This window comes from Streptomyces luteolifulvus, assembly GCF_008806595.1.
GTDB lineage: Bacteria > Actinomycetota > Actinomycetes > Streptomycetales > Streptomycetaceae > Streptomyces > Streptomyces luteolifulvus.
In genome coordinates, this window is sequence record NZ_VZRB01000010.1 from 141,594 (window position 1) to 167,356 (window position 25,763).

Sequence of the window (25,763 nt, forward strand, 5' to 3'; positions counted from 1 at the left end):
GCGGGCCGGCGCACACGAACGCGGACGGGACCGTGGTGGAGACGCCACACATCAACGAGGCTGATGTAAGGGCGAGGACACTCGATGACTCAGTCGCAGTGTGACGGCGACTGGGAACACGAATACCGAGTGCGGCTCGCGAGCCTGCGAAGGTCTCCGTGCCACCCGCGTTTTCGGCAGGGGTCGTTGCTGTGGAGCAGCCGTACCCCGACTGCACTTCTCGCCGCCGATCCGCCCGAGCCGCGGCACGGCGGACGAGAAGAAGGGCACGGTGGTATTCAAGGTGGCCCGTGGCCGACTTGTGCTCGGCTGGATCCGTCCGACCCCTGTGCCTCCCCCGACAACGTCCTGATCAGCGGGTTTGTTGCCAGTGACCACTGGCGGTATGTGTGCGGTCGGTGAATCCCTATTACCGACGGGTACCCAAAGTCTCCGCCCCGGCATACCCTGCGGCTCATGACGGACGCGCAGGCCCCGGCCAAGACCGGCACGAATCCTCTCGCCCCCGCCCCGGAGGGCGCCCGTACCGCCGCCGACGTGGTGACGCCCGAGCTGGTCGCGCAGCTGACCAAGGGCGTGGCCGGCTCCGGCCGGACCGCCAACCACACGCCGTTCACCGGCGAGAAGCTGGCCGACCTGCCCGAGTCGACGCCTCAGGACGTGCAGAAGGCCTTCGACGCGGCCCGGGCCGCGCAGGCCGTCTGGGCGCAGACTCCCGTACGGCAGCGCGCCGCCGTCCTCCTCCGCTTCCACGACCTGGTGCTGGAACGCCAGGCCGAGGTCCTCGACCTGATCCAGCTGGAGACCGGCAAGGCCCGCCTGCACGCCCACGAGGAGGTCCAGGCCGTCGCGGTCGCGGCCCGCCACTACGGCCGCAGGGCCGCCGCCTACCTGAAGCCGAAGCGTCACGCGGGCGCGATGCCGACCCTCACCCGTGTCACCGAACTGCGCCACCCGCGCGGGGTCGTCGGCCAGATCGCTCCCTGGAACTACCCCCTCGAGTTGTCGGTCGGCGACGCGCTCCCCGCCTTCGTCGCGGGCAACGCGGTCGTCATGAAGCCGGACACGGAGACCTGTCTGACGGCCCTGTGGGCGCGCGACCTCCTCGTCGAGGCCGGGCTGCCCGCCGACGTCTTCCAGGTCGTCCTCGGGGAGGGTCCCGTCGTGGGCCCCGAGATCGTCCAGCACGCCGACTACGTCTCCTTCACGGGCTCCACGCGCACCGGCCGCGAGGTCGCGCGGGGCGCCGCCGCCCGGCTGGTCGGCGTCTCCCTCGAACTCGGCGGCAAGAACGCCATGCTGGTGCTCGAGGACGCCGACATCGAGAAGGCGGCCGCGGGCGCGGTCCGCGCCTGCTTCTCCTCCGCCGGCCAACTCTGCATCTCCATCGAGCGGTTGTACGTCCACGAGTCGATCGCGGACGCCTTCCTGGAGCGCTTCGCCGCCCGCACGCGCGCGATGCGGCTCGGCACGTCCCTGGCGTACGGCGCCGACATGGGCTCGCTGGTGGGCGAGCGCCAGCTGGAGACGGTCACCCGGCACGTGGAGGAGGCGGTCGCGAAGGGCGCCAAGCTCGTCGCGGGCGGGGTCGCCCGCCCGGACATCGGCCCGTACTTCTTCGAGCCGACCATCCTCGACGGCGTGGCGGCCCCCATGTCCGTCTGCGCGGAGGAGACCTTCGGCCCGGTCGTCTCGATCTACCGCTTCAGGACCGAGGACGAGGCGGTCGAACTCGCCAACTCCACGCCGTACGGCCTGAACTCCTCCGTGTGGACAAAGGACGGCCCGCGCGGCCGCGAGGTCGCGGCGCGCCTGCGCACCGGCACGGTCAACGTCAACGAGGGCTACGCCCCCGCGTACGGCAGCGTCCAGTCGCCCATGGGCGGCATGAAGGACTCCGGCCTCGGCCGCCGCCACGGCTCCGAGGGCATCCTCAAGTACACGGAGGCGCAGACGGTGGCCCAGCAGCGCCTGCTGCCGATGGCCCCGTCGCTGGGCATGGACGACGAGAAGTACGCACAGTTCATGAGCCGCAGCCTCCGGCTGATGAAGGCATTCCGGTTCAGATAGGCGCGTCCCCGAAACGGAGAACCGCGCGATCCACTACGGACAACCCGCACGCACGCTCAACGAGGAGAACACGTGCCCCAGGACGCTTACGACTACGACGTCATCGTCGTCGGCTCCGGATTCGGCGGCTCCGTCACGGCCCTGCGCCTGACGGAGAAGGGCTACAACGTCGGCGTCCTGGAAGCGGGTCGCCGCTTCACCCCCGGCACGCTCCCCAAGAACTCCTGGGACCTGAAGAACTACCTGTGGGCCCCCAGGCTCGGCCTGTACGGAATCCAGCGCATCCACCTGCTGGGCAATGTGATGGTGCTGGCGGGAGCCGGCGTGGGCGGCGGCTCCCTCAACTACGCCAACACCCTCTACGTACCGCCGAAGCCCTTCTTCGAGGACCCGCAGTGGCGTGACATCACCGACTGGCAGGAGGAGCTGGAGCCGTACTACGACCAGGCCCGGCGCATGCTCGGCGTACGGCTCAACCCGACGATGACCCCGTCCGACGTCCATCTGAAGGCGGCCGCCCAGCGGATGGGCGTAGGGGACACCTTCCACATGGCGCCGGTGGGCGTCTTCTTCGGGGACGGGAAGGACGCCGGCGGAGAGACGAAGGTGAAGCCGGGCGATCAGGTTCCCGACCCCTACTTCGGCGGCGCGGGCCCGTCCCGCAAGGCCTGCACGGAGTGCGGCGAGTGCATGACCGGCTGCCGGCACGGCGCGAAGAACACCCTGAACGAGAACTACCTCTACCTCGCCGAGAAGGCGGGCGCGGTGGTGCACCCGCTCACCACGGTGGTGTCGATCACGGAGGACTCGCAGGGCGGCTACGCGGTCACCACCCTCCCCACCGACGACCGCCGCAAGGCGAAGAGCAGGGTCTTCAAGGCCCGCCGCGTCGTCCTCGCCGCCGGGACCTACGGCACCCAGACGCTGCTGCACCGTATGAAGGCGAACGGCCGGCTGCCGTACCTCTCGGACCGGCTGGGCGAACTGACCCGCACCAACTCCGAGGCGGTGGTCGGCGCCCAGACCGACAACCGGCGCTACCGCAGGGCCACCGGCGCGCCGAAGGCCGACTTCACACGCGGCGTCGCCATCACGTCCTCGATCCACCCCGACGAGAACACCCATATCGAGCCGGTCCGCTACGGCAAGGGGTCCAACGCGATGGGCGGCCTGTCGATCCTCCAGGTCCCGTACGCGGAGGGCACGTCGAGGATCGCCGCCTGGCTGCGGAACGCCGCACGTCACCCCATCCTGGTCATGCGCTCCCTCTCCAACCGCCGCTGGTCCGAGCGGACCATCATCGGCCTGGTGATGCAGTCCCTGGACAACTCCCTGACGACGTACCTGAAGCCGGACGGAGTGGGCAAGGGGCTGCTGACGGCCCGCCAGGGCCACGGCTCTCCGAACCCCAAGCAGATCAGGGCGGCCTCGGAGGGCGCGTCGGCCATCGCCGCCGAGATCAACGGCTTCGCCGGCTCCAACGTCGGCGAACTGATGGGCACCCCGCTCACCGCGCACTTCCTCGGCGGCTGCCCGATCGGTGCCGACCGCGACACCGGCGTCATCGACCCGTACCACCGTCTGTACGGCCACCCCGGCATCTCGGTCGTCGACGGTGCCGCGGTCTCGGCCAACCTGGGAGTCAACCCGTCCCTGACGATCACCGCGCAGGCCGAGCGTGCGATGTCGTACTGGCCCAACAAGGGCGAGACGGACCCGAGGCCGGCCCAGGGCGAGACGTACGAGCGCCTGAAGCCGATCGAGCCGAGGACGCCGGCCGTGCCCGCGGAGGCGTTCGGCGCACTCAGGCTGCCGTTCCTGGGGATGCCGGCGGTGCCGCCGAAGAAGTAGGCGCGATCCGTACCCAGCGAGAAGGACCCGCACCCCCCTCCGAGTGCAGGTCCTTCTCCATGGGCGCAGGTGTGGCCCTTGGGTTGTCTGGTTTGATCCGTGACGACTGTGAATGGTTGCACCGACATTCACAGAATTTTTTGTGTGTCCCGCGCCACATACGTTCTCCACGTGGCTCGGGACACATCGCGGGCATGCGAAGGGCCCCGCGGGACGGAGCCGCGGGGCCCTTCTTTCGTCAGCACCGACGTCAGGGCAGCGCCGGTGCCTGGAAGCGGCGCCGGGGGGTTGCGCCGCTAGCCCGGGTGCCACGGTCGGCTCCCCGGCGCACTCGGGGCGCTCGGATGGTCTCGACCTGTGGCGATGGGGCTGTGCAATGCAGTGGTAATGGTGCTCCGCCGGCCGGCCCCGGGCGTCCCCGGAGCCGACCGTTCTCTTGTGTGACCGGGCTGCTGTCCCCTGCCGTCCGGCCACGTGACTGGAGCGAGGTCCCACGACGCACGGCACGATCCGTCCGTCTCATCACCCCAGCGAGCCACGCGTGGTTCTTCGGGCCCGCCCCTGGCTGGCACGGACACCGGGACCAACGAAGGGGTTCGTACGGCGGTCACGCGCCGTACGGGTGAGAGGCGGACCGAACTCAGATACGGCCCCGGCACAGTTCGAGGAGCGTCATGGCAAGGGCCGTACCGGGCTTGCCCAGCGCTTCCCTGTAGTGGCCGAGAACCTGCATCTCGCGGGAGAGGTTCACGCGCCGGCCGCCGGAGCCGATCCGTGCTTCCTGTATGACGGCCGAAACGGCCATCCGTTCCTGGACGAGGCCGATGATCCGGTCGTCCAGCGCGTCGATGCGTTCACGGGCGTCACTGATCACCTCGGCGGCCTCGGGGTTGCGGGCGCCGGTCTTCTCCGTCGTTCTGCTGGCGGTCATGTCTTCGGGCTCCTCATCGGATCGGTTCGGATGCGGTGCCCCGGAGCGGCATGACCCGGGAACGACAGGCGCCCCGGGCCTTGTCGGCCCGGGGCGCCTGGGAAGTGGCTTGTCAGGAGCTCAAGCAGCACTACCTATGGCAGCCGGCGGGCCGGGTGCCATAGGTAAAGAGGAAGGTCGGGTGCTTGAGCATGGGGCCAGTATGCCGGGGTGACGGATGGTGGCCAACGCAGTTCGCATCCTGAGACGGAGGTTTTCGCTGCCGTTCACCGCGATGTCAGCCCGTCCGGCGTTCGAGGACGAGGTTCGCTCAGGGACGTAGCGGGGGTCCGGGGGCGGCAGCCTCCGGCAGCGAGGGGACGTCACCCCCGCCCACCTCGGTAGAATCGGCTAGCACAGAACTCCGCCCAGCCGCCGGAAGGCAACCCGTGTCATCAGCGACTTCCGCTGCCGCCGCCCCCGACACCGTCCTGGTCGTCGACTTCGGTGCGCAGTACGCCCAGCTCATCGCCCGTCGCGTCCGCGAGGCCCGGGTCTACAGCGAGATCGTGCCGAGCACCATGCCGGTCGCGGAGATGCTCGCCAAGAACCCAGCGGCGATCATCCTCTCCGGCGGCCCCTCCTCGGTGTACGCCAAGGGTGCCCCCCGCCTCGAGCGCGAGCTCTTCGAGTCCGGCGTCCCGATCTTCGGCATGTGCTACGGCTTCCAGCTGATGGCGCAGTCCCTGGGCGGCACCGTCGACAACACCGGCGCCCGCGAATACGGCCGTACGCCGCTGCACGTCTCGAAGTCGGGCTCCACCCTCTTCGAGGGCACGCCGGACGAGCAGTCGGTGTGGATGTCGCACGGCGACGCCTGCTCCGCCGCCCCCGAGGGCTTCACCGTCACGGCCTCCACGGACGTCGTCCCGGTCGCCGCCTTCGAGAACGACCAGAAGAAGCTGTACGGCGTCCAGTACCACCCCGAGGTCATGCACTCCACGCACGGCCAGCAGGTCCTGGAACACTTCCTCTACCGCGGCGCGGGCCTCACCCCCTCCTGGACCACGGGCAATGTGATCGAGGAGCAGGTCGCCCTGATCCGTGAACAGGTCGGCGACAAGCGCGCGATCTGCGGTCTGTCGGGCGGCGTGGACTCCGCCGTCGCCGCGGCCCTGGTCCAGAAGGCCATCGGCTCCCAGCTGACCTGCGTGTACGTCGACCACGGCCTGATGCGCAAGGGCGAGACCGAGCAGGTCGAGAAGGACTTCGTCGCGGCGACCGGCGTGCAGCTGAAGGTCGTCGACGCGGAGGAGCGCTTCCTCACCGCCCTCAAGGGGGTCTCGGACCCCGAGGAGAAGCGGAAGATCATCGGCCGGGAGTTCATCCGGGTCTTCGAGCAGGCGCAGGCGGAGATCATCGCGGACGAGGGGCCCGCGGTCGAGTTCCTCGTCCAGGGCACGCTCTACCCGGACGTGGTCGAGTCCGGTGGCGGCACCGGCACCGCCAACATCAAGTCCCACCACAACGTGGGCGGGCTGCCCGAGGACCTCGAGTTCCGGCTGATCGAGCCGCTGCGCAAGCTGTTCAAGGACGAGGTCCGCATGGTCGGCCAGGAGCTCGGCCTGCCGGAGGAGATCGTCCAGCGCCAGCCGTTCCCCGGCCCCGGCCTCGGCATCCGTATCGTCGGCGAGGTCACCAAGGACCGCCTCGACCTGCTGCGCGACGCCGACGCGATCGCCCGCGAGGAGCTGACGGCGGCCGGCCTCGACCGCGACATCTGGCAGTGCCCGGTGGTCCTGCTCGCGGACGTCCGCAGCGTCGGCGTCCAGGGCGACGGCCGCACCTACGGCCACCCCGTCGTTCTGCGTCCGGTCTCCTCCGAGGACGCCATGACGGCCGACTGGTCACGTCTGCCGTACGACGTCCTCGCGAAGATCTCGACCCGGATCACCAACGAGGTCGCCGACGTCAACCGGGTCGTCCTCGATGTGACCTCGAAGCCGCCGGGGACCATCGAGTGGGAGTGAGCCCTGCCGGGCTCAGGTCCGTCTGAGCGCGCGCACCGGCGCTCCGGGCTTCCAGACCTCGACGACCAGGTACGTGTCGTCCTCGACGGAGGTCCGTACGACCTCCGTCAGCTCGGTGCGGAAGAGGTGGAACGGCTCCGGCGGTTCCACCTCTTTCCTGTACGCGGCCTTCACCCGCGCATCGTCGACCTCGACGGCCCGCCCGCTGACCCGCACGTCCCCGCCGCCCATGCCGGTGCCCTCCCCGGGGTTCGCCTGGAGCGCGAAGCGCGGGTCGCGGCGCAGGTCGAAGGCCTTGAGCGAGTCCGGCATCATGCCGAGCCACAGCTCGCCGTCCAGGAACCGCACCTCCAGCCCGGTCGTGCGGGGCGAGCCGTCCTTGCGAAGGGTCGCGAGGACGTGGTGCGTGAAGGCACCGAAGCGCTCTTCGACGGTTCTGGCGAGATCAGGCGCGGCGGCGACGAAGGCTGCCCAGTTCGTACGGCCCATACGACTCGTATGACTCATACGACGAGTCTCGCGCCCCTACCCGACATCTTCTGTCCGGTAATCGGGTGGTCGGCCGGCCGGCGTTGTCGCATCTGCGTTGCGCACGTCATCTTTGCATAACATCCCTGTCCTCCTTCGCTGACCGACGGTAACTTCCGCCCGTAAAGCAATCCCAGTGCTGGAGGACCTATGCACGGGCCCACCCCACCGCTGCCGCTGCCCAGCGACCAGCTGCAGTTCGCCATGCCGCCGATGCACGACTCGGTCGACGACGAGCGCCGCCACCGCAGGGAGCGGCTCGCGGGCGCGCTGCGGATCTTCGGGCGACTCGGCTTCGAGGACGGGGTCTCGGGGCACATCACCGCGCGCGACCCGGAGTTCAGCGACTGCTTCTGGGTCAACCCCTTCGGCATGCCGTTCAAGCACGTCACCGTGAGCGACCTGGTCCTCGCCAACGCGGACGGGCAGGTGATCGAGGGTCGCTACCACGTCAACCAGGCCGCGTTCACCGTGCATGTCCAGGTCCACGCGGCCCGTCCGGACGTCGTCGCGGTCGCCCACTGCCACTCGGTGCACGGCCGGGCGCTGTCCGCGCTCGGCGATCTGCTGGACCCGCTCACCCAGGAGAGCTGCGCCTTCTACGAGGATCACAGTCTCTACGACGCCTACACCGGCGTCGCCGTCGACGCGGAGGAAGGGCGGCGGATCGCGACCGCGCTCGGCTCGCGCAAGGCGGTCGTGCTGCGCAACCACGGGCTGCTGACGGTCGGCGACTCGGTGGACGCCGCGGCCTGGTGGTTCGTGTCCATGGAACGCTCCTGCCAGGTGCAGCTGATGGCGAAGGCGGCCGGCCGGCCCCTCCTCATCGACCACAAGGCGGCGGTGGCGACCCGGGAGCAGCTGGGCGGGGACCTGGTCGCGTGGATCAACTACCAGCCCATGTGGCAGGACATCAGCCGCAGCGAGCCGGACCTTCTCAGCTGAGGGGGCCGGATCTGCTCAGTTCAGGGAGCCGGATCTGCTCGGCTGAGCGAGCCGCCCGAGGTGTCAGAACCCGCGGAGCACCACCGCCTTCGTCATCGCGAACTCCTCGTCCGTGAGCACCCCGTCCCGGTGCAGCTCGCCCAACTCGCGCAGCCGGCGCAGCAGGACGTCGTGATGGTCGGCCGAGGGCGGCACGGACGCCGCCGGACGGGGCCGGTCCGCGAGGTCGCCGGTGTGGGCGGAGGGGTGCGGCAGCCGGGCCGTGACCGCGGTGGCGACCAGGGCCGTGAGCAGATCGCGGCGGGTGCTGCCCCACAGGTCCAGGGCGTAGGGGTCCTTCTCGGGCGGCAGTTTGGAGAACGCGGTCTCGCGGGTCACGAAGCGCAGGAAGCCGTCCTCGTAGCCGGAGTTCGGCAGCCACTCGACCTGGACGAGGTCGGTGACGGAGATGATCCGCGGGCCGGTCGCGCGTTTGACCCGGTCGGAGGTGTCGGCCCAGTCGATCCGCACCTGTGTGCCGTCGAAGGAGATCGTGCCGTCGGAGGAGCGGACCGAGACCGGCACCGGCGGGCCCGGCAGCAGATAGGTCCGGGTGGGCTCCTTGGGGATCTGGTCGAGGAGCAGGGCGTGGCGGATCTCCTCGGCCACGTACTCGGCGACGCCGGACCGGTCGACGTCCACCACCAGCTGGTACGGGTCCGCAGGGCCGGGCAGCCGGCCGCCGGTCGCCTGGAGAAGGGGGTCGGCGCCCTCGCGCAGTCGCATCCGCAGCCGCCCGCGCTTGCGCTCCGGCTCGAAGACGACCCCGGAGACGGCCTCCAGCGGCACGGCGACCTCTCCGTACGTCTGCCGGAACAGCGGCACGGAGCGATGCAGTCCCGGCGTGATCCTGACCGTGCTGCCGTCGAAGGCCCAGGTCCCGTCACGCTGGATGATCTCGGCCATAGGGGAATTCTCGCAGCCCGGTCAACACGGCGGTCCCGGCTTCACCGCCGCCGTACCGGACCTGCCGGACACGGACGGTATGTGATGGGGCACAATTCGCTGTCATCGCAGGGGAGTTGTTCGCAGGCCGGTGAGGGGACCCGTCGAGGGCCGCCGGTCACGAGATCGCGGGGAAGGCGGGCGTCGGGCGTGGCGGTGCAGGAGGCGAGACAGGGCGTGGACGCGAGCGCCCACGGGGGTGGCTGCACTTGCGGGGACTGCCCGCACGGGGCACGAGCGGGGCACCGGCGGGCCGTCGCCGAATTTCTGCTGCAACGGGACGGGTTCGCGGCCGGACAGGGGCTGCCGGCGGCCGTGGCCCACTCGGCCTCGGCCTCCCGGCAGTGGGTCTCGGAGGAACTCACGCAGTCCGCCGAACTCGTCGCCGAGCGCGGGCGGGCCGAGGGCGAGGCATGGCTCGCGCGACTGTGGCGCCGCACGGCGTACACGGTGTGGGCGGGCGTCGTCCTGCTGCTCCTGGCGCAGGCCCTCACGGCGATCGGCGCGGGCTGGACCGCTGCGCGCACCGCCGGACTGCTCGCGGCCCTGGTCGTGGCCGGCGCGCTCACCGCGGCCTCGTGCTTCCATCGCGCGCGGGGCGGTGCGCTGGCGCCCGTGATCGGTGAGGACAACCGTCTGTCCACCTCGCGCGCGGTGGCCGCGGCCTGGGTGCTGTTCGTCGCCTACGCCGTGCTCGTGCTGGCGGGGCGCCTCGCCGCGGCCTCCGGACACTCCGAGCGCGACAGGCTGATCTCCGGGCTCGAACTCGCCCGCGGCGCGGGCATGGTGACCGTGCTCGCCGTGGTGTGCGGCATCGCCGTGCTGGTACGGCGGGTGGTCGGGCTGCGGGTGCTGGGGCAGCGGCTGCAGAAGGTGCGCGCCGACCGGCCGAGGGCCGCCGACCTGCTGACCGACGACGCGGGCCGCGGCACCTTCGCCGACATCCAGTACGTCGTGATCGGCGCGGTCGCCCTGGTGTTCTCGGCCGTACGGCTGGCCCGGCGGCCGGAGCAGCTGCCGGATCTGCCGTGGGGGCTGGCGGTGGTGGTGCTGGTGTCGGCGGCGACCTATGTGGCGGGCAAATACGCCGAGGGCGGCCGGCCGGTGATCCTCTCCGTGGTGCGGTCGAGGGAGGCCGGCGATCTGGACGCGCCGATCCGCACCGGCGACGACATCGAGATCCGCGGGGCGGGTTTCGTCCCGCCGGGCGCGGAGACCGCCGACCGGCTGTCCCGGATGGTCGTACGGATCGGACCCGTGCATGTGCATGTGCCGCTCGTGCCGGTGACCGGGGGCTTCAGCAACCCCACGGACACCGTGCTGACCCTGCCGGTGCCGGCGGACGTGGAGCCCGGGCGGGTGGAGGTGCAGGTGGTCACGGCGGCCGGGGCCGAGACCAACCGGTACACGATCGACGTGACCGACTGACCGACCGACTGACCGGCATCCGGCGCGGCCCGGGAAACGCTGAGCCGAAGCGGGCAAGCCGGAAAAACGACCCGGACAGGATTGAGCGGAGCTTCTCCGTCGTACGTATCGTTTTGCGGGGGGTCACGGCACGGCGGCGAGAGGCGGCTAGGAACGATGACTCACGGCATTCGCACGGACACGCAATCCACCTATCTGGACGGCGGCCGGAACTGGCGGGACACCGCCTCCCGTTACGCCCTGCTCCCGCTGCGCATCTTCCTCGGCGTCACCTTCACCTACGCGGGCCTGGACAAGCTCACCGACAGCGCCTTCATGAAGAGCTCCGGCGCCGGTTCGATCGGCGAGACGATGCGCGGGGTCCGCGACTCCTCGGCCATCCCGGCCCTGGTCGACCTGGCGCTGAAGAGTCCCGTCGGTTTCGGCTACGCCATCGCCTTCGGTGAGCTGGCCGTCGGCATCGGCACCCTGATCGGACTGCTCGCCCGCCTGGCCGCGCTCGGCGGTGCGCTGATCTCGCTGAGCCTGTGGCTGACCGTCAGCTGGGCCTCCGACCCCTACTACTTCGGCAACGACCTGCCCTATCTGATGTCCTGGATCCCTCTCATCCTCGCGGGCGCCTCCATGTTCTCCGTGGACGCCGCTCTGCGGAACCGACGACGGCAGCGCGCGGGAGGCTACTGACAGCTCCGCCGCCGGTGGCTCGCTGCCGGCAGCTCCCCGGGGCGGGGCTCAGCCTCCCGCGTTCGGCTGAGCCTCCGCCCGGCCGCCCAGGTCGCCCGGCCCGGCCGCACGGCCCCGGCCGCGGCGTCGGCGTATGCCCCCGGCGAGGATGCCGACCGCCCCTGCCAGACAGAGGCCGCCCATGACGAGCGGGATCACCACGAACCACGGGGTGTCCCAGAGGCCGCCCGCGTCACCGGCGTAGAGGCCGCCCGCGACGGTGAGCACGACACCGGCGACCAGCCTCCCGGGCTGGAACTCATGACGCAGCACGGCTCACCTCCGCCTGTCCGAGGCCCACCTGGAGATCGACGTCGAGCGTGCCCTTGCTCTTGCCGCCCGAGGCCGGCGACAGGGTCACCTTCTTGTACCTGCCGGGCTCCACGTCCACGTCTTTCTCCTTGTCGCCCGGCATCTGGATGTCGCCCACCCCCACGTCGATGTGCAGCTTCACGGTCATGTCCGGCGGCACGATCACCCTCGCCCTGCCCACGCCCACCTGGACCCTCGACTCCACCGTCTGCTTCTCGGCCAGGTTCAGCCGGGTCAGGTCCAGGGTGCCGACGCCGGTGCCGAGCTCGTACTTCCGCTGGACGTCCGCCACCGCGGCGGGCCGCCAGGTGGTGCGCACCCAGTCCGTGCCGATGTTCTTGGGCAGCGCGGCCGAAGCGGCGAGCAGGCCTGCCGTGATGATCGCGAGGAAGACCGAGCCCGCCCCTGTGCGCCCCAGGAACGCGCTGACCGCGATGCCCAGGCCGAACACGGCGAGCGCGCAGGCCAGACCGGTCTGGAGGCTGGTGCCGAGCGCCTGGTGGTCCCACGTCAGACCCGTGCCGAGGCCGCCCGCCAGCAGGGCCAGCAGGAAGACCCGGCCGCCGATCCCGCGGGGGCCGCGCTGCCTCGGCTGCTGGGCGGGCGGGGTGCGTATGTCCCAGCGGCCCCGCTCGTAGCCCCGGCCGATGCTGACGGCTGCCGCGATGTCGCGGTCCCGGGAGTCCCTCGGGCCCCACAGATAACCCGTGCCGCCCTCGTGAGTGCCGTCCTTGACGATGGGGTCGCGCCACCAGGACGGGTACGCGGCGGGCACCGGCGGCGCCTGCGCCTCGGGCGGGGCGTCGGCGACGGCCTGCGCGGCCAGCGGGTCGGGGTCGGGGGCGCTCCGGTGCTGCGACCAGTACCCGGCGCCCGCGAGCAGAAGGGAGAGGACGACGGCGAAGGCCAGCACCCCGCCGTTCTTCAGCATCGTCAGGAACACCCCGCAGCCGACCAGCGCGAACAGCACGGCGGCCAGGGCCTGGCCGTCGACGCGGCCGGTCAGCAGCTTGCGCACCTCGTTCTGGTCCTCGTCGTCGTACGGGACGAAGAGCCAGGCGAACCCGTAGAAGATGAGGCCGATGCCGCCCGTCGCGGCGAGCACCGCGAGCGTGATCCGGAAGATCACCGGGTCCATGTCGCACTGCCGACCCAGCCCGGCACACACACCCGCGACCGTCTTGTGGCGGCGGTCGCGCCGGAACTTGTGGGGCGGCCCGGCCGCACCGGCCTCGCCGACGGCGGCCGCGTCCGCGGCCGGGGGGTCCTGCGGCCCGTCGGCCGCGGCGGGTGCGGCATCCTGCGGCCCGCCGCCCGGGGCCGCCGGGCGAGGGCCGGAGCCGGGTCCCGGACCCGTCGCGGCGTGCTGGTGCTCTGTCATGTGTCCATGGTGACGGGCGCATCGCCGCCGCGGCAGTCGGAACGACCCTGGTCGGACCCTGATATCGCCCCTGAGCCGGTGCCGGGGAGCCGTTCGACCGGGCCGCCGCTCGGAGATCAGGGGAGTCTCCGGGGTCGACCCTGATGCTCCGGCTCTCCGGCCGTGTGAGGATCGATGACATGCCGGAAGCCGCAGCAGCGCCACTCGTTGAACCGCGGCCGCCGCGCAAGCTCTACCGCAGCAGCGACGGACGCTGGCTCGGTGGTGTGGCGCGGGGGCTCGCCGGACACCTCGGGCTGCCCGTGATCTGGGTGCGGCTCGTCTTCGTCGGCCTGTTCATGGCGGACGGCCTCGGCGCCCTGCTGTATGCCGCGTTCTGGTTCTTCGTGCCGCTCGGCGTGGGCGGCGTCGGCGACCAGCGGCCCCCGTCCCTCGTCACCGCCGAGACCTCGCCCGACGGCCGCCGCAGACTCGTGGCCCGCAAGCCGGACAAGGGCCAGATCGTGGCCCTGCTCCTCATGGTCGTCGTGGCCATGGCCTTCGTCAGCAGCGTCAATCTGGGCAGCGGCGCCAAGGCGTACCTTCTGCCCGCCGTGCTCGTCGGCGCGGGCGTCGCCCTCGTCTGGCGCCAGGCCGACAACGCGCGCCGGGCCCGCTGGGCCGAGGTCGGCCGCCGCCGTCGCACGGTCACCCTGCTCAGATCCGTGGGCGGCGTGCTGCTGGTGACGGCGGGCGTCTCCGGCATCTTCGTCCTCCAGGGCTCCGCCGCCCATCTCGGCTCGGTCCTGCAGGCGGCCCTCGCGGTCCTCGTCGGCATAACGCTCCTCGCAGGCCCGTACCTGGTGCGGATGACCCAGGACCTCTCCGAGGAGCGTCTGATGCGTATCCGCGCCCAGGAGCGCGCGGAGGTCGCCGCCCATGTCCACGACTCGGTGCTGCACACCCTGACCCTGATACAGCGGAACGCGGAGAACGCGGCAGAAGTGCGCCGCCTCGCCCGCGCCCAGGAGCGTGACCTGCGCACCTGGCTCTACAAGCCGGAGGGCACCGGCAAGGACGAGGCCGACGAACCCACCAGCGTCGCCGACGCCGTCCGCCGCAACGCCGCCGAGGTCGAGGACAAGCACGGCGTCCCCATAGAGGTCGTCGTGGTCGGCGACTGCCCGCTCGACGAAAGAATCGGCGCGCAGATGCAGGCCGGACGTGAGGCGATGGTGAACGCCGCCAAGTACGGTGGCGAGGGCGGCGCCGTACAGGTCTACGCCGAAGTCGAGGGGAGAACGGTCTTCGTGTCCGTGCGCGACCGGGGCCCCGGCTTCGACCTCGACTCGATACCCGCCGACCGCATGGGCGTCAGAGAATCGATCATCGGCCGCATGGCGCGCAACGGAGGCACGGCGCGACTGCGCGCGGTGCCGGGCGGCGGCACGGAGGTCGAGCTGGAGATGGAGAGGGCGGAGAACACGTCATGAGCGACCCGACCGAGGCGAACGGTACGACGGGAGCGGCGGAGGCCGAATCCGGTCAGACCGCGGGCGGCGGCGCCGCCGCGCGGCATGTACGCGTGGTCCTCGTCGACGACCACCGCATGTTCCGTACGGGCGTCCAGGCCGAGATCGGCCAGACCGAGCAGACCGGGGTCGAGGTCGTCGGCGAGGCCGCGGACGTCGACCAGGCGGTCACGGTCATCACCGCGACCCGGCCCGAGGTGGTCCTGCTGGACGTCCACCTCCCGGGCGGCGGCGGGGTCGAAGTGCTGCGCCGCTGCGCCCCGTTGATGGCGGACGCGGAGCAGCCCGTCCGTTTCCTCGCCCTGTCCGTCTCGGACGCGGCGGAGGACGTGATCGGGGTGATCCGCGGCGGAGCGCGGGGCTATGTGACGAAGACGATCACGGGCACCGACCTGGTCGACTCCATCTTCCGTGTCCAGGAGGGCGACGCGGTCTTCTCCCCGCGGCTGGCCGGCTTCGTCCTCGACGCCTTCGCCTCCACCGACGCCCCGCCCGTCGACGAAGACCTCGACCGCCTCACCCAGCGGGAGCGGGAGGTGCTGCGGCTCATCGCCCGGGGCTACGCCTACAAGGAGATCGCCAAGCAGCTCTTCATCTCGGTGAAGACGGTCGAGTCCCATGTCTCCGCGGTCCTGAGGAAGCTCCAGCTGTCGAACCGGCACGAGCTGACCCGGTGGGCGACGGCACGACGGCTGGTGTGAGCCGGGCCCGCCGGCGCGGGACTCACACCACCCGGGTCGCGCCCGCGAACGGCATCTCGTCGATCGGGGCCAGGCGCACGGGTGCCGAGGGGTTCGGGGCGTGGATCATCCGGCCGTTGCCCACATAGATGCCGACGTGGCTGATGCCGGAGTAGAAGAACACCAGGTCGCCGGGGCGGAGTTCGGAGCGTGCGACGCGCCGGCCCGCGTTGATCTGGGCGTACGTGGTGCGGGGGAGGGAGATGCCGGCCGCGCGGTAGGCGGCCTGGGCGAGGCCGGAGCAGTCGAATGCGTCCGGTCCCGTCGCGCCCCACACATAGGGGCTGCCGAGTTTCTTGTAGGCGTAGGCGACGGCGGCCACCGCACGGGAGTTGGGGGCCGCCGTGGAACCGGCGGCCGTCAGGGCGTCCCGCGTGTCCGAGGCCGACCGCGAGGCGTGGCCCGCGGCGGCTGCGGTGACCCGCGCCCGGCCCTGCGGCGTCAGCCGGGACAGCAGCTGTCTCGCCTCGCCCAGTTTCCCGGTGACCGTCTTCTTCTGCCGCTGCAGCTCGGCCTGCCCTGACCTGAGCGACGACAGTTCGACCTGGGCGGCACCGCGCAGCTGCCCGAGCTCCCGGAGCTGCTTCCGTACCCGGGCCACGGCCCCGGACTGCCGGTCGCCCGCCCGCTCGGCGAACGCCGTGCCCTCCAGATACCGGTCGGGACTGGCGGAGAGCATCAGCTGCACCGTGGGGTCGAGCCCACCGCTGCGGTACTGCGCCGCCGCGATGGAACCGAGGGCGTCCCGCGCCGAGTTGAGCTTCTCCTCCTTGCGGGCGGCCTCGTCCCGCAGTGCCTTCAGCCGCCGCTCCGCCGAATCCGCCTTCTCCTTCGCGCCGTTGTACCTCTCGGTGGCGGCCTCCGCCTCCTGGTACAGCTTGTCCACCTTCGCCTTGACCTGCGCAGGCGTCGGATTCGGCTCGGCGTGCCCGATCCCCTCGAAGCACGTTGCCGTGGCCGCGCCCGCCAGGGCGATGGTCGCGGCCGTGCGGGTGGTGCTGCCGCCGAGCGAGCGCTGTCGGGGCTTGCGGTGCGCTGCCACCTGGACCGTCCCGTCCTTTCGTACGGCCGAGCCGTGTGCGCGTCCGGCGGCGGCCCGCACAGGGGGACGGGCCGCCGCCGGACCTTCTCGGCGGTGGTGGCCGACTGCCGCCCCTGGCCCGGGCGGCGGTGGGGAGCCGGTCACCTGGGGGAGGACGCTAGGCCTCGATGTGTCGGTGCGGTAACGCGTTGTGCAGAAGTGCCGGGTGCCGACCGAGGCGGGACCGTATGTGACCGCGACCCCCGTCCAGCGCGTTCCACTTCACGCAGGGTGATGACCGAACTGACGATTCCGGACGCGCCGGGGGCGCCGGAGTGCTATGGGCCGCCGCTGATTAGGCTCCGGCCTCATGGACGTACTCATCCATCTCTTCGTCGGCCTGCACATCATCGGCATCGCCGCGCTCCTCGGCGGCTTCCTCACCCAGATGAAGGCGATGGGCCAGGGCACCGCCCGCTTTGTCCCGGTGATGCTGTACGGCGCGCTGACGATGCTGGTCAGCGGCGTGATCCTGGTCGGTCTGCATCAGGCCGAGGACCACACCGTCAACAACATCAAGATCGGGGTGAAGCTGGCCCTGCTGATCGTGATCCTCGGCCTCGTCTATGTGAAGCGGGACGAGGAGACGGTGGACAAGCGCCTGTTCGGCCTGGTGGGCCTGCTGACCACGGCGAACATCTTCATCGCGGTGCTGTGGACCTGAGGGCCCCGGGCGGCGCCTTCAGAGCGGCGCGGGCCTCCGCGGCCGCCCCCGCGGCGACCGCCAGCCACACCGCCACCGAGATCCACAGCAGCACTTCCCCCGGTGTTCTCAGCCACGGGACGTCGAGGACGGCGGCGACGGACAGCATCGCCGTCGCCGTCATCCCCATCGGGAACACCGTCGACCACCGCAGGACGTCGTAGCGCAGCCGGGGGCGGCCCAGCTCGGCGAGGAACAGGACGGCGTACCAGCACACGTCGAGCGTCACCAGCGCGAGGGTCACGGTGCGCAGGACGCCGGAGTCGTCCTCGTTCCACAGGTACAGGCGGGCGCTGTCGGCGGCGGACAGCGTCGATCCGGCGAGTGCCGAGATGGCGAGCGCGCCCCCGGCCACCCAGTGGTCCCCGGCCCCTTCGGCGATCTGCCGCAGATCGAAACGGGCCAGCGCGAAGGCGTAGAGCACGAGGCCCAGCCCGAACAGGACGAGCGCCGCATGCGCGAGCCAGGCCGTCTCCTCGGCCGCGGCGAGCGTGGCGGCGAGCACGGCGAGCCCCTGCGTGGCCACGCAGCCCAGGAACACCGCTCCCGGCATACGGCGCCCCCAGTTCCCCATGACGAGGACGAGCAGCCACGGCCACACCAGTACGGCCAGCGCCAGCAGCGCCTGCGCCAGGATCTGCCACCCCAGGGCGGAGAAACGGGTGCCGAGCACGGTGGTCGCGGCGACGGCCGTGAGCGCGCCCGGTGTCGCCGCCTCCGCCAGCCATCTCCCGCGCTCGCGCAGCAGCCGTACGGCGAAGTCCGCCGCCAGCCCCAGCCAGGCGGCGCAGGCCAGCGCCAGCGCGATACGGGACAGGACCTCGTACCCCGTCAGGTGCAGGCCGACCGACACGATGCCGGTCGCCAGCACGGCGGCACCGGCCGTCGGCGGGCGCTGCGCCCACCAGGAGCGGAGGGGGGAGCGAGGGGAGGTGGCGGGCATGGGGCGATGCTAAGGAGCCCCGCCCGCGTTGCGAGCGGGGCACGCGCGCGTGTGCCCCGAAAGACGCGCGGGCGCGGGCGCCGGGCCCCGGCCCTACAGCCGTCAGGCCGGGCGGACCACGCTGTGGATCGACGACTCGCCGTCGTAGTAGATCGACTCCTCGCGGACGTACGCGCCGGGCTTCGGGGCGTGGATCATCATGCCGTTGCCGATGTAGATGCCGACGTGGCTGAGGTCCTCGTAGAAGAAGACCAGGTCACCGGGCTGGGCGGCGGAGAGGGAGACCGTGGTGCCCGCGTTGACCTGGTCCCAGGTGGTGCGGGGGAGGCTGACGTCGGCGGCTTTCCATGCGGCCTGGGTGAGGCCGGAGCAGTCGTAGGAGTCGGGGCCGGTGGCGCCCCACACGTACGGCTTGCCGATCTGGGCGCGGGCGAAGGCGAGGGCCTTCTCGGCCTTGGTGGCGTACGAGGAGTCCGTCGACGAGGAGCCCGACGACGAGGACGAATCGGAGGAGGACGAGCTCGACGAGCCGCTGTCCTGCTGGGCGGCCTCCTGTCGCGCCGCCTCCTGCCGGGCGGCCTCCTCCCGGGCCTTCTGCTCCGCCGCCGCCTGCTGCTCGGCCAGCTCCGCGGCCTTGCGTGCCGCCTCCTCCTGCTTCTGCTTCTCGATCGCCGCCAGCCGCGCCTTCTCCTCCGCCGTCAGCTCCGACAGCAGCTCGCGCGCGTCGGAGAGCTTCGTCTGGACGGTGGACTTGGCGGTCTGCAGGTCGTTCCGCGACTCGGTGAGCTTCGTGAGGCTCTGGGCGGCCTCCTGACGCTTCTTCATCGTCGCGGACTGCTCGGTGATGTAGTCGTCGACCGCGCCCTTCTGACGGCTGGTCATCCGGCCCATCAGCTGGGTCTGGTCGAAGTAGTCCTGCGGGGAGTCCGCGAGCAGGAAGGTCGCGGTGTCCGGAGCGGCGGCGCCGGTCCGGTACTGGGCCGCGGCGAAGGTACCGAGCTCCTCCCGCGCCTCGTTGAGCTTCTGGGTGCGCTTGGCCACGTCGTCGAGGAGGGTGTCGACCTGCCGGCGCTGCTTCTCGGTCTGTTCCTTGGCCGCGTTGTACTTCTCGGTCGCCGACTCCGCCTGGCGGTACAGGTCGTCGACCTTCTTCTCGACCTCTTCGAGGCTCGGCTTGTCGTCGGCCGACGGAGCGGCGTTGGCCGTCTGGGACAGCAGGGCCACGGAGGTGAGGGCCGCTGTGGCGAGGGCGGGGGTCCGTATACCTGCTACACGCGTCCCGCCGGGACGCGGCTTGCGGTGCGACGCCAAGGGAGGCGACTCCTTCCAGTGGTCCGCCTACCGAGTTAGCTGTCGGGTTCGGGCGGGTGGTTCGGAAGGGTTGCCCTACGGCCGTTTCCCGGGAAGGGAGGCGGGCCGATTCACCCCAAGGTCGGTGGGTCCCCGGTTCCGGTTCGCCCGCGGGGGCGTTCCGGATTCGGCGGAGGCCGCGCGGCCCGGCGACGTTCGCCGGTGGGGGTCGTACGGCCCGCCCGGCACGCTAGCCAACTCGTGGGGCCCCTGTGAAGGTTGATGGGTGATATGCCCGATACATTTTCGTGACCTCGTGCTTCGGTGTTGCTCGACGTGGTCAATCCGAAGGGATTTGAGGCGACTTAGGCGTGTTTCACCGGAGAAGCAATATCTGCCCGCTTCCGGTCCACGCTCCGCCGGGTCGACAGCGGACAGTGACGGGACGGTCCTGGAGGGCAAGAAGACCCCGGGGGGCGGGGAGATCCTCGGTCGCCGTGGACCGGAATCGGCCGGAGTTCTCGGGGCGGCGGCGGAGTGTCAGTGGGGCGCCTTAGGGTCTGTCCGAGGACACAGGTGGGATTCGGAGACCGTGCCAGGTGGACGGAGCCGTGCGTGCCAGACCCCGCGACCCGCGACCCTCGGCCCGGGGCGTCGGGCAGGCCCTAAACTCGGAGAGCGATGAGCAGCCTCTTTGACGACAGCTTTCTGGCGGATCTTCGGGCCCCGCGGGGCCATGGGGAAGAGCACCCGCCACCGCCCGAGGACGATCATGTACCGGAGCCGGTTCCGGACGATCTGTTCGGCGGTAAGTTCGACGTGCCGCCGGACCGGGACGAGTACTATCGCGACGGCGCCCCGCGCCCCGCGGTGGACCCGGCCGCGCTGCTGGAGGGGCTGAACGAGAACCAGCGCGCGGCGGTCGTCCACTCCGGAGCCCCGCTGCTCATCGTGGCCGGCGCCGGCTCCGGCAAGACCCGTGTGCTCACCCACCGCATCGCGTACCTCCTCGGCGAGCGGAACGTCCATCCGGGCCAGATCCTCGCGATCACCTTCACCAACAAGGCCGCCGGCGAGATGAAGGAGCGCGTCGAGCAGCTCGTCGGACCGCGCGCCAACGCGATGTGGGTGATGACCTTCCACAGCGCGTGCGTGCGCATCCTGCGCCGCGAGAGCAAGAAGCTCGGCTTCACCTCGTCCTTCTCGATCTACGACGCCGCCGACTCCAAGCGTCTGATGGCCCTGGTCTGCCGTGACCTGGACCTCGACCCCAAGCGCTACCCGCCGAAGTCCTTCAGCGCCAAGATCAGCAACCTCAAGAACGAGCTGATCGACGAGGAGGACTTCGCCGCCCAGGCCTCCGACGGCTTCGAGAAGACCCTCGCCCAGGCCTACGCCCTCTACCAGTCCCGGCTGCGCGAGGCCAACGCCCTCGACTTCGACGACCTGATCATGACGACGGTCAATCTGCTGCGCGCCTTCCCGGACGTCGCCGAGCACTACCGCCGCCGCTTCCGCCACGTTCTCGTGGACGAGTACCAGGACACCAACCACGCCCAGTACGCGCTCGTGCGGGAACTCGTCGGCACCGGCGAGCACGACGAGGACGTACCGCCCAGCGAGTACGACCTCCGGCCCGCCGAGCTCTGCGTCGTGGGCGACGCCGACCAGTCGATCTACGCCTTCCGCGGCGCGACGATCCGCAACATCCTCCAGTTCGAGGAGGACTACCCGGACGCGACGACGATCCTGCTGGAACAGAACTACCGCTCCACCCAGACGATCCTCAGCGCGGCCAACGCCGTCATCGAGCGCAACGAGTCCCGCCGCCCCAAGAACCTGTGGACCAACGCGGGCACGGGCGCGCGCATCACCGGCTATGTCGCGGACACCGAGCACGACGAGGCGCAGTTCGTCGCCGACGAGATAGACCGTCTCACGGACGCGGGCGACGCCAAGGCCGGCGATGTCGCCGTCTTCTACCGGACCAACGCGCAGTCCCGTGTCTTCGAAGAGGTCTTCATCCGCGTCGGCCTGCCCTACAAGGTCGTCGGCGGCGTCCGCTTCTACGAGCGCAAGGAGGTCCGGGACGTCCTCGCCTATCTGCGGGTCCTGGCCAACCCGGAGGACTCGGTCCCCCTGCGCCGCATCCTCAACGTGCCCAAGCGGGGCATCGGCGACCGCGCGGAGGCGATGATCGACGCCCTCGCCCAGCGCGAGAAGATCAGCTTCCCGCAGGCGCTCCGGCGTGTGGACGAGGCGTACGGCATGGCTTCGCGCTCCACGAACGCCGTCAAGCGGTTCAACACCCTGATGGAGGACCTCCGTACGATCGTCGAGTTCGGGGCGGGTCCGGCGACCGTTCTGGAGGCGGTCCTCGAACGCACCGGCTACCTCGCCGAGTTGCAGGCCTCCACCGACCCGCAGGACGAGACCCGGATCGAGAACCTCCAGGAACTCGCCGCCGTGGCCCTGGAGTTCGAGCAGGAGCGCGGGGAGGGCGAGTCGGTCGCCCTGTCCGACTTTCTGGAGCAGGTGGCCCTGGTCGCCGACTCCGACCAGATCCCCGACGAGGACGAGGACGGCTCCGGCGTCATCACCCTGATGACCCTGCACACCGCCAAGGGCCTGGAGTTCCCGGTCGTGTTCCTGACCGGCATGGAGGACGGCGTCTTCCCGCACATGCGCGCCCTCGGCCAGACCAAGGAGCTGGAGGAGGAGCGGCGCCTGGCGTACGTCGGCATCACGCGCGCGCGTGAACGGCTGTATCTGACCCGGTCGTCGCTGCGGAGCGCATGGGGGCAGCCGTCGTACAACCCGCCCTCGCGCTTCCTGGAGGAGATCCCGGCGCAGCACGTGGACTGGAAGCGCACCGGCGCCACCGCGCCCGCCTCCTCCGGCCCGGCATCCGGTGTGGCGGCCTCGCTGTCCTCGTCCCGCTCCCGCTCCTCGGCGTCCGGCGCCTCCGGGTTCGCCACGCGCCGGACCTCGGAGAAGCCGGTCGTCGCCCTGGCGGTCGGGGACCGGGTGACCCACGACCAGTTCGGGCTCGGCACGGTCGTCGCGGTGAAGGGCACGGGTGCCAACGCCGAGGCGACGATCGACTTCGGGGACAGCAAGCCGAAGCGGCTCCTGCTGCGCTACGCGCCCGTGGAGAAGCTGTAGCGGTCATGCGATGAGCCCCCGCTGAGGAGCGGGGGCTCACAGGGAAGCCGGAGGGCCCACGAGGGCGTCTTTCGCGTTGCTCTGCCGTTCGCGTCGCTCAGGTGGGCTCGAGGCCGTGGCTGCGCAGCCACGGCAGCGGGTCTATCGCCGAGCCGCCGCCCGGCCGTACCTCGAAGTGCAGGTGCGGGCCGGTCGAGTTGCCGGAGTTCCCCGAGTAGGCGATCGGGTCGCCGGCCTTGACCGTCGTACCGGAGACGACCCGGTAGGTGGAGAGGTGGCAGTACCACGTCTCCGTGCCGTCCTTGGCGGTCACGATCATCATGTTGCCGTACGCGCTGTTCCACTCCGTGCGGACGGTGCCGTCGGTCGCGGCCATCACCGTCGTGCCGTAGGAGACCGGGAAGTCGATGCCCGTGTGCACGGACATCCAGTTGATGCCGGCCTGGCCGTAGTAGGCGCTGAGCCCGCGCGTGGCGACCGGCAGCGCATACTTCGGACGCAGCCGCTCCTTGCGCGCGGCCTCCGCCGCGGCCCGCTTCTTCTCGGCCAGCTGCTCGGCCTTGAAGTCGATACGTTCCTGCGTACGGCTGGCCCGGTCGGCGAAGTCGTCGGCGCCCGCGGAGAGGCTCTCGAGCTGGCTGTCCAGCTTGTTGTTCGCGGCGGACGGCTTCACGGCGGTCGCGTCGGACGCCGTGGTGGAGGTGTCCTTGCCGTCGCCGGTCAGCGTACCGACGGAGGCGGCGGCGATGCCCGCGACACCCATCACACACACCGAGGGCACGGCCACCGTCAGGAGCGCGGAGCGCTTGGGGGGCGGACGGCGGCGGGAGCGGGCCGCGCCGCGGGCGACCGGGGCCGGTGAGATCTCTTCCTGGTCGTCGAGGAGCGGGGACACGGCGGGCAGCTCACCGGTCCGGCTCAACTCGTCGCCGTCGAAAGCGGGTTCATCGGCGGGGACATGCTCGAAGAGCTCGGTCGCCTGCTGGTCGAAGTCGGCCGTTTCGTGCTGCTCGAAGGGCTCGCCATGCCCCTCGAAGGGCTCGGCGTGCTGCGAGAAGGGCTCAGCGTGCTGTGCGAAGGGCTCGGCGTGCTGACCGTAGGCGTCCGTCGTGTGCGGCGTCTCGCCGGTGGTGCCGTCGGTGTTCCACTGCGTGGCGTCGTAGGCACCGGTGTCGAAGGCCTGCGTGCCCCAGCCCCAGTGCTGGGTCTGGTCGGCCGGTCCCGCGGACTGGTCGGGCTGGAGCCAGGCGCTCGCGTCCCACTGGCCGCTCACGTCATGACCGGTGGCCTGCGCCGGAATGCCGCCGAGCTGCTGGTGGCCGGTGGTCCAGGCAGTGTTGTCGTAGGCCCCGGTGTCGTAGGCGGCGTGGTGCTGGGCCGCGTACGCGTCGTAGTTCAGGGACTGGTGGCTGCCGCCGGCCCATGCCGTCGTGTCGTACGAGGCGGTGCCGTGGCCGGCCGACGGGAGGTTGCCGAAGAGGGGGTCGCTCTCGAAGGTCGCTGTGGTGTGGCCGCCCGTTTCATAACCGGCGTTGCCGAAACCGTCGGTGGCGTAGGTGCCGTACGTGCCGTGCGTGGTGAAGCTGCCGTACTGGGCTTCCTGTCCGCCGTAGGACGCGTACTGTGCCGAGGCGGCGTCGGAGGCCGGAGCCGGGGTGGTCAAGCTCCCCGACGGGTGACGGTCGTTCACCAACTTCTCTTTCGCCTCGACAACAGGGGCTGCCAGAGCAGTGCGGTGACTGTACCCGGCGGTACGCGGGCACGACAATCTTCGTCAGGTTTCGTGCGAGCAGGAAACGGGCATTCGGCCGTGTTTCGGGGACCGCGGACGCGAGTTTGGTTCTATGTTCGAAATCTGTTCGATGACGGTGGCTGTCCGGGGCCGGTGAGGCGGCTGTGGCGGTCCGTTACGGTCTGTTACGACCCGATTACTGGTGCCGGGCTGGTGCCGCTGTCGCGGCCGCTGCGGAGGTTGGACCGGTCGCGGCCCTCACGCCACCGTCAGACCGCCCGCGCGGGCGCCCGCCTCGGCTTCGGTCCACGCCAGATCGAGCGCCTGCCGTATCCCCGTCGCCACGGCCGGGTGGACGGGCAGGGCGAGGTGTCCGACACCGCTCACCCGCACGTTCTGCGCCAGCAGGTCGGGGTGCTCGATGCAGGCGGCCTCCAGCGGGTCCATCAGGTGGTCCAGGTCGCTCCAGAAGCTGACGAAGTGCGTCCGGCAGCCGGGAGCCGGGAGGGCCAGCTCTTCCAGCAGCTCGGAGCCCGGACGCATCTGGCGCACGATGGGGTGCGCGTTCGCCAGCGGCGCCACCTTCGTGCCGGAGTGCGGTGTACCGAGCGTCACCAGCGTCCTCACGCGGAGGTCACCGCCCAGGCGCTGGGCGTAGTAGCGCGCTATCAGCCCGCCGAGGCTGTGGCCCACGATGTCGACCTGTCGGCTCCCCGTGCGCTCGCAGATCTCCTCTATGTGGCGCCCGAGCAGATCTGCCGCGGTACGGATGTCGCAGGTCAGCGGAGAGTAGTTGAGCGACTCGACCTGCTGCCTGCCGTGCTGGGCGAGGCTGCGGCGCAGCAGGACGAAGACCGAGCGGTTGTCGATGAAGCCGTGCAGCAGGACGACGGGGGGCTTGGCCTCCGTGGGCAGCTGTGCCGCCCCGTCCGGTGAGGGGATCGGGGGCGCCGGGGCGCGGCGCTCCTGGATGATGCCGGAGGGGTAGAGCAGGAGGTGACCCGCGAGGATCGCGATCTCCAGGGCCGTCGCCTTCAGAAGGGCCAGGGAGAGACCCGCCAGCTTGGTGGGGAAAAGGCGCTGGCAGAGCGGAAGAAAGGGCAACGGTGCCCCGGTGACCTTCATGGCCGACCTCCTGTCGGCACGCAAAGGGACGGCTCTGTCCCCCGTGTGCCCTCGTGGGAAGTCGCGCCGAGGGCGATCGACGATGCGCGGTCGGGGCGGGTGGGGTGGTGAGTACGGTCCGCGGCGCGTGGTGCTTGTGGTGCTGGTGGTGCGCCACTGACGTGACGGGGTCCCCTGTCGGTGTGGCTACGAGGCTCCCCGCTGTCGTGCCTTACCTGCCCTGCGTGCCCTTCGTGCCCTTGTCGAATCGCCGCTCCCCCACGTCGCGCGGTGTGCGGCGCGGTGGTGCGGCGACCTCGTTGCGGCTCCCG

At 71.0% G+C, this 25,763-nt stretch carries 20 protein-coding genes and 1 riboswitch; of the genes, 10 read left to right on the forward strand and 10 right to left on the reverse strand.

Annotated features, from left to right (window positions below; genetic code table 11):
• Positions 1-456: 456 nt before the first annotated feature.
• Positions 457-2,070 carry a succinic semialdehyde dehydrogenase gene (locus tag F7R91_RS17020; RefSeq protein ID WP_150949633.1) on the forward strand — a complete coding sequence of 538 codons (1,614 nt, stop codon included), beginning with the start codon at positions 457-459 and terminating at the stop codon, positions 2,068-2,070.
• A gap of 72 nt (positions 2,071-2,142) precedes the next feature.
• On the forward strand, positions 2,143-3,921 hold the full coding sequence (locus F7R91_RS17025) for a GMC oxidoreductase (RefSeq protein ID WP_150949635.1): 1,779 nt from the start codon (positions 2,143-2,145) through the stop codon (positions 3,919-3,921).
• Between the two features lie 640 nt (positions 3,922-4,561).
• Here the strand turns inward: F7R91_RS17025 and F7R91_RS17030 are convergent.
• On the reverse strand, positions 4,562-4,852 hold the full coding sequence (locus F7R91_RS17030) for a chorismate mutase (protein ID WP_150949637.1): 291 nt from the start codon (positions 4,850-4,852) through the stop codon (positions 4,562-4,564).
• A gap of 428 nt (positions 4,853-5,280) precedes the next feature.
• Here F7R91_RS17030 and guaA point away from each other — a divergent pair, with 428 nt between their 5' ends.
• Complete coding sequence (guaA, locus tag F7R91_RS17035) at positions 5,281-6,861, forward strand: glutamine-hydrolyzing GMP synthase (RefSeq protein WP_150949639.1); 1,581 nt, start codon at positions 5,281-5,283, stop codon at positions 6,859-6,861.
• A gap of 12 nt (positions 6,862-6,873) precedes the next feature.
• Here the strand turns inward: guaA and F7R91_RS17040 are convergent, their stop codons facing one another.
• The gene (locus tag F7R91_RS17040) at positions 6,874-7,368 is read right to left on the reverse strand and encodes a pyridoxamine 5'-phosphate oxidase family protein (protein ID WP_225320678.1); all 495 of its coding nucleotides are present in this window, start codon (positions 7,366-7,368) and stop codon (positions 6,874-6,876) included.
• Positions 7,369-7,539: 171 nt separating this feature from the next.
• Between F7R91_RS17040 and F7R91_RS17045 the strand changes: the two genes are divergently transcribed.
• Positions 7,540-8,334, forward strand: coding sequence for a class II aldolase/adducin family protein (locus F7R91_RS17045; protein WP_150949641.1), 795 nt, complete (start codon positions 7,540-7,542; stop codon positions 8,332-8,334).
• Positions 8,335-8,397: 63 nt separating this feature from the next.
• On the opposite strand, the gene F7R91_RS17050 is transcribed toward F7R91_RS17045, so the two are convergent.
• Complete coding sequence (locus F7R91_RS17050) at positions 8,398-9,279, reverse strand: DUF4429 domain-containing protein (protein WP_150949643.1); 882 nt, start codon at positions 9,277-9,279, stop codon at positions 8,398-8,400.
• A 189-nt stretch (positions 9,280-9,468) separates the two neighbouring features.
• On the opposite strand from F7R91_RS17050, the gene F7R91_RS17055 reads away from it, so the two are divergent.
• Together F7R91_RS17055 and F7R91_RS17060 are read left to right on the forward strand one after the other, a co-directional pair.
• Positions 9,469-10,746 (forward strand): hypothetical protein, encoded by a 1,278-nt coding sequence (locus F7R91_RS17055; protein ID WP_150949645.1) that lies wholly within the window; start codon positions 9,469-9,471, stop codon positions 10,744-10,746.
• Positions 10,747-10,902: 156 nt separating this feature from the next.
• Positions 10,903-11,430 carry a DoxX family protein gene (locus F7R91_RS17060; RefSeq protein ID WP_150949647.1) on the forward strand — a complete coding sequence of 176 codons (528 nt, stop codon included), beginning with the start codon at positions 10,903-10,905 and terminating at the stop codon, positions 11,428-11,430.
• Positions 11,431-11,478: 48 nt separating this feature from the next.
• On the opposite strand, the gene F7R91_RS17065 is transcribed toward F7R91_RS17060, so the two are convergent.
• A complete protein-coding gene (locus tag F7R91_RS17065) occupies positions 11,479-11,742 on the reverse strand; it encodes a hypothetical protein (protein ID WP_150949649.1) in 264 nt (87 codons plus the stop codon).
• On the reverse strand, positions 11,729-13,162 hold the full coding sequence (locus tag F7R91_RS17070; protein WP_150949651.1) for a PspC domain-containing protein: 1,434 nt from the start codon (positions 13,160-13,162) through the stop codon (positions 11,729-11,731). The genes F7R91_RS17065 and F7R91_RS17070 overlap by 14 nt, the downstream gene beginning before the upstream one ends.
• A 179-nt stretch (positions 13,163-13,341) precedes the next feature.
• Between F7R91_RS17070 and F7R91_RS17075 the strand changes: the two genes are divergently transcribed.
• Together F7R91_RS17075 and F7R91_RS17080 are read left to right on the forward strand one after the other, a co-directional pair.
• Positions 13,342-14,634 (forward strand): ATP-binding protein, encoded by a 1,293-nt coding sequence (locus F7R91_RS17075; RefSeq protein WP_150949653.1) that lies wholly within the window; start codon positions 13,342-13,344, stop codon positions 14,632-14,634.
• Positions 14,631-15,374 carry a LuxR C-terminal-related transcriptional regulator gene (locus F7R91_RS17080; RefSeq protein ID WP_150949655.1) on the forward strand — a complete coding sequence of 248 codons (744 nt, stop codon included), beginning with the start codon at positions 14,631-14,633 and terminating at the stop codon, positions 15,372-15,374. The genes F7R91_RS17075 and F7R91_RS17080 overlap by 4 nt, the downstream gene beginning before the upstream one ends.
• 22 nt (positions 15,375-15,396) lie before the next feature.
• On the opposite strand, the gene F7R91_RS17085 is transcribed toward F7R91_RS17080, so the two are convergent.
• A complete protein-coding gene (locus F7R91_RS17085; protein ID WP_150949657.1) occupies positions 15,397-16,455 on the reverse strand; it encodes a C40 family peptidase in 1,059 nt (352 codons plus the stop codon).
• Positions 16,456-16,804: 349 nt separating this feature from the next.
• Between F7R91_RS17085 and F7R91_RS17090 the strand changes: the two genes are divergently transcribed.
• The gene (locus tag F7R91_RS17090) at positions 16,805-17,158 is read left to right on the forward strand and encodes a hypothetical protein (protein ID WP_150949658.1); all 354 of its coding nucleotides are present in this window, start codon (positions 16,805-16,807) and stop codon (positions 17,156-17,158) included.
• On the opposite strand, the gene F7R91_RS17095 is transcribed toward F7R91_RS17090, so the two are convergent.
• Both F7R91_RS17095 and F7R91_RS17100 read right to left on the reverse strand, forming a co-directional pair.
• On the reverse strand, positions 17,136-18,140 hold the full coding sequence (locus F7R91_RS17095; protein WP_150949660.1) for a tellurite resistance/C4-dicarboxylate transporter family protein: 1,005 nt from the start codon (positions 18,138-18,140) through the stop codon (positions 17,136-17,138). The two genes, F7R91_RS17090 and F7R91_RS17095, sit on opposite strands and share 23 nt — an antisense overlap.
• A 102-nt stretch (positions 18,141-18,242) precedes the next feature.
• Positions 18,243-19,451 carry a C40 family peptidase gene (locus F7R91_RS17100; protein ID WP_150949662.1) on the reverse strand — a complete coding sequence of 403 codons (1,209 nt, stop codon included), beginning with the start codon at positions 19,449-19,451 and terminating at the stop codon, positions 18,243-18,245.
• A gap of 7 nt (positions 19,452-19,458) precedes the next feature.
• Positions 19,459-19,633: riboswitch (cyclic di-AMP (ydaO/yuaA leader) on the reverse strand.
• 478 nt (positions 19,634-20,111) lie between these two features.
• Here F7R91_RS17100 and pcrA point away from each other — a divergent pair.
• Entirely contained in the window at positions 20,112-22,595 is a 2,484-nt protein-coding gene (gene pcrA / locus F7R91_RS17105) for a DNA helicase PcrA (RefSeq protein WP_150949663.1), read from the forward strand.
• Between the two features lie 97 nt (positions 22,596-22,692).
• Here the strand turns inward: pcrA and F7R91_RS17110 are convergent, their stop codons facing one another.
• Together F7R91_RS17110 and F7R91_RS17115 are read right to left on the reverse strand one after the other, a co-directional pair.
• Complete coding sequence (locus tag F7R91_RS17110; protein ID WP_408056039.1) at positions 22,693-24,258, reverse strand: M23 family metallopeptidase; 1,566 nt, start codon at positions 24,256-24,258, stop codon at positions 22,693-22,695.
• A gap of 327 nt (positions 24,259-24,585) precedes the next feature.
• On the reverse strand, positions 24,586-25,452 hold the full coding sequence (locus tag F7R91_RS17115) for an esterase/lipase family protein (protein ID WP_150949667.1): 867 nt from the start codon (positions 25,450-25,452) through the stop codon (positions 24,586-24,588).
• Between the last annotated feature and the right edge of the window lie 311 nt (positions 25,453-25,763).

Excerpts from the sequence above, each read along its gene's own strand:
- F7R91_RS17020 (WP_150949633.1), top strand. The coding sequence starts at position 457 with ATGACGGACGCGCAGGCCCCGGCCAAGACCGGCACGAATCCTCTCGCC.
- F7R91_RS17030 (WP_150949637.1), bottom strand. The coding sequence starts at position 4,852 with ATGACCGCCAGCAGAACGACGGAGAAGACCGGCGCCCGCAACCCCGAG.
- F7R91_RS17040 (WP_225320678.1), bottom strand. The coding sequence starts at position 7,368 with ATGAGTCATACGAGTCGTATGGGCCGTACGAACTGGGCAGCCTTCGTC.
- F7R91_RS17045 (WP_150949641.1), top strand. The coding sequence starts at position 7,540 with ATGCACGGGCCCACCCCACCGCTGCCGCTGCCCAGCGACCAGCTGCAG.
- F7R91_RS17050 (WP_150949643.1), bottom strand. The coding sequence starts at position 9,279 with ATGGCCGAGATCATCCAGCGTGACGGGACCTGGGCCTTCGACGGCAGC.
- F7R91_RS17060 (WP_150949647.1), top strand. The coding sequence starts at position 10,903 with ATGACTCACGGCATTCGCACGGACACGCAATCCACCTATCTGGACGGC.
- F7R91_RS17070 (WP_150949651.1), bottom strand. The coding sequence starts at position 13,162 with ATGACAGAGCACCAGCACGCCGCGACGGGTCCGGGACCCGGCTCCGGC.
- F7R91_RS17075 (WP_150949653.1), top strand. The coding sequence starts at position 13,342 with ATGCCGGAAGCCGCAGCAGCGCCACTCGTTGAACCGCGGCCGCCGCGC.
- F7R91_RS17080 (WP_150949655.1), top strand. The coding sequence starts at position 14,631 with ATGAGCGACCCGACCGAGGCGAACGGTACGACGGGAGCGGCGGAGGCC.
- F7R91_RS17090 (WP_150949658.1), top strand. The coding sequence starts at position 16,805 with ATGGACGTACTCATCCATCTCTTCGTCGGCCTGCACATCATCGGCATC.
- F7R91_RS17095 (WP_150949660.1), bottom strand. The coding sequence starts at position 18,140 with ATGCCCGCCACCTCCCCTCGCTCCCCCCTCCGCTCCTGGTGGGCGCAG.
- pcrA (WP_150949663.1), top strand. The coding sequence starts at position 20,112 with ATGAGCAGCCTCTTTGACGACAGCTTTCTGGCGGATCTTCGGGCCCCG.
- F7R91_RS17115 (WP_150949667.1), bottom strand. The coding sequence starts at position 25,452 with ATGAAGGTCACCGGGGCACCGTTGCCCTTTCTTCCGCTCTGCCAGCGC.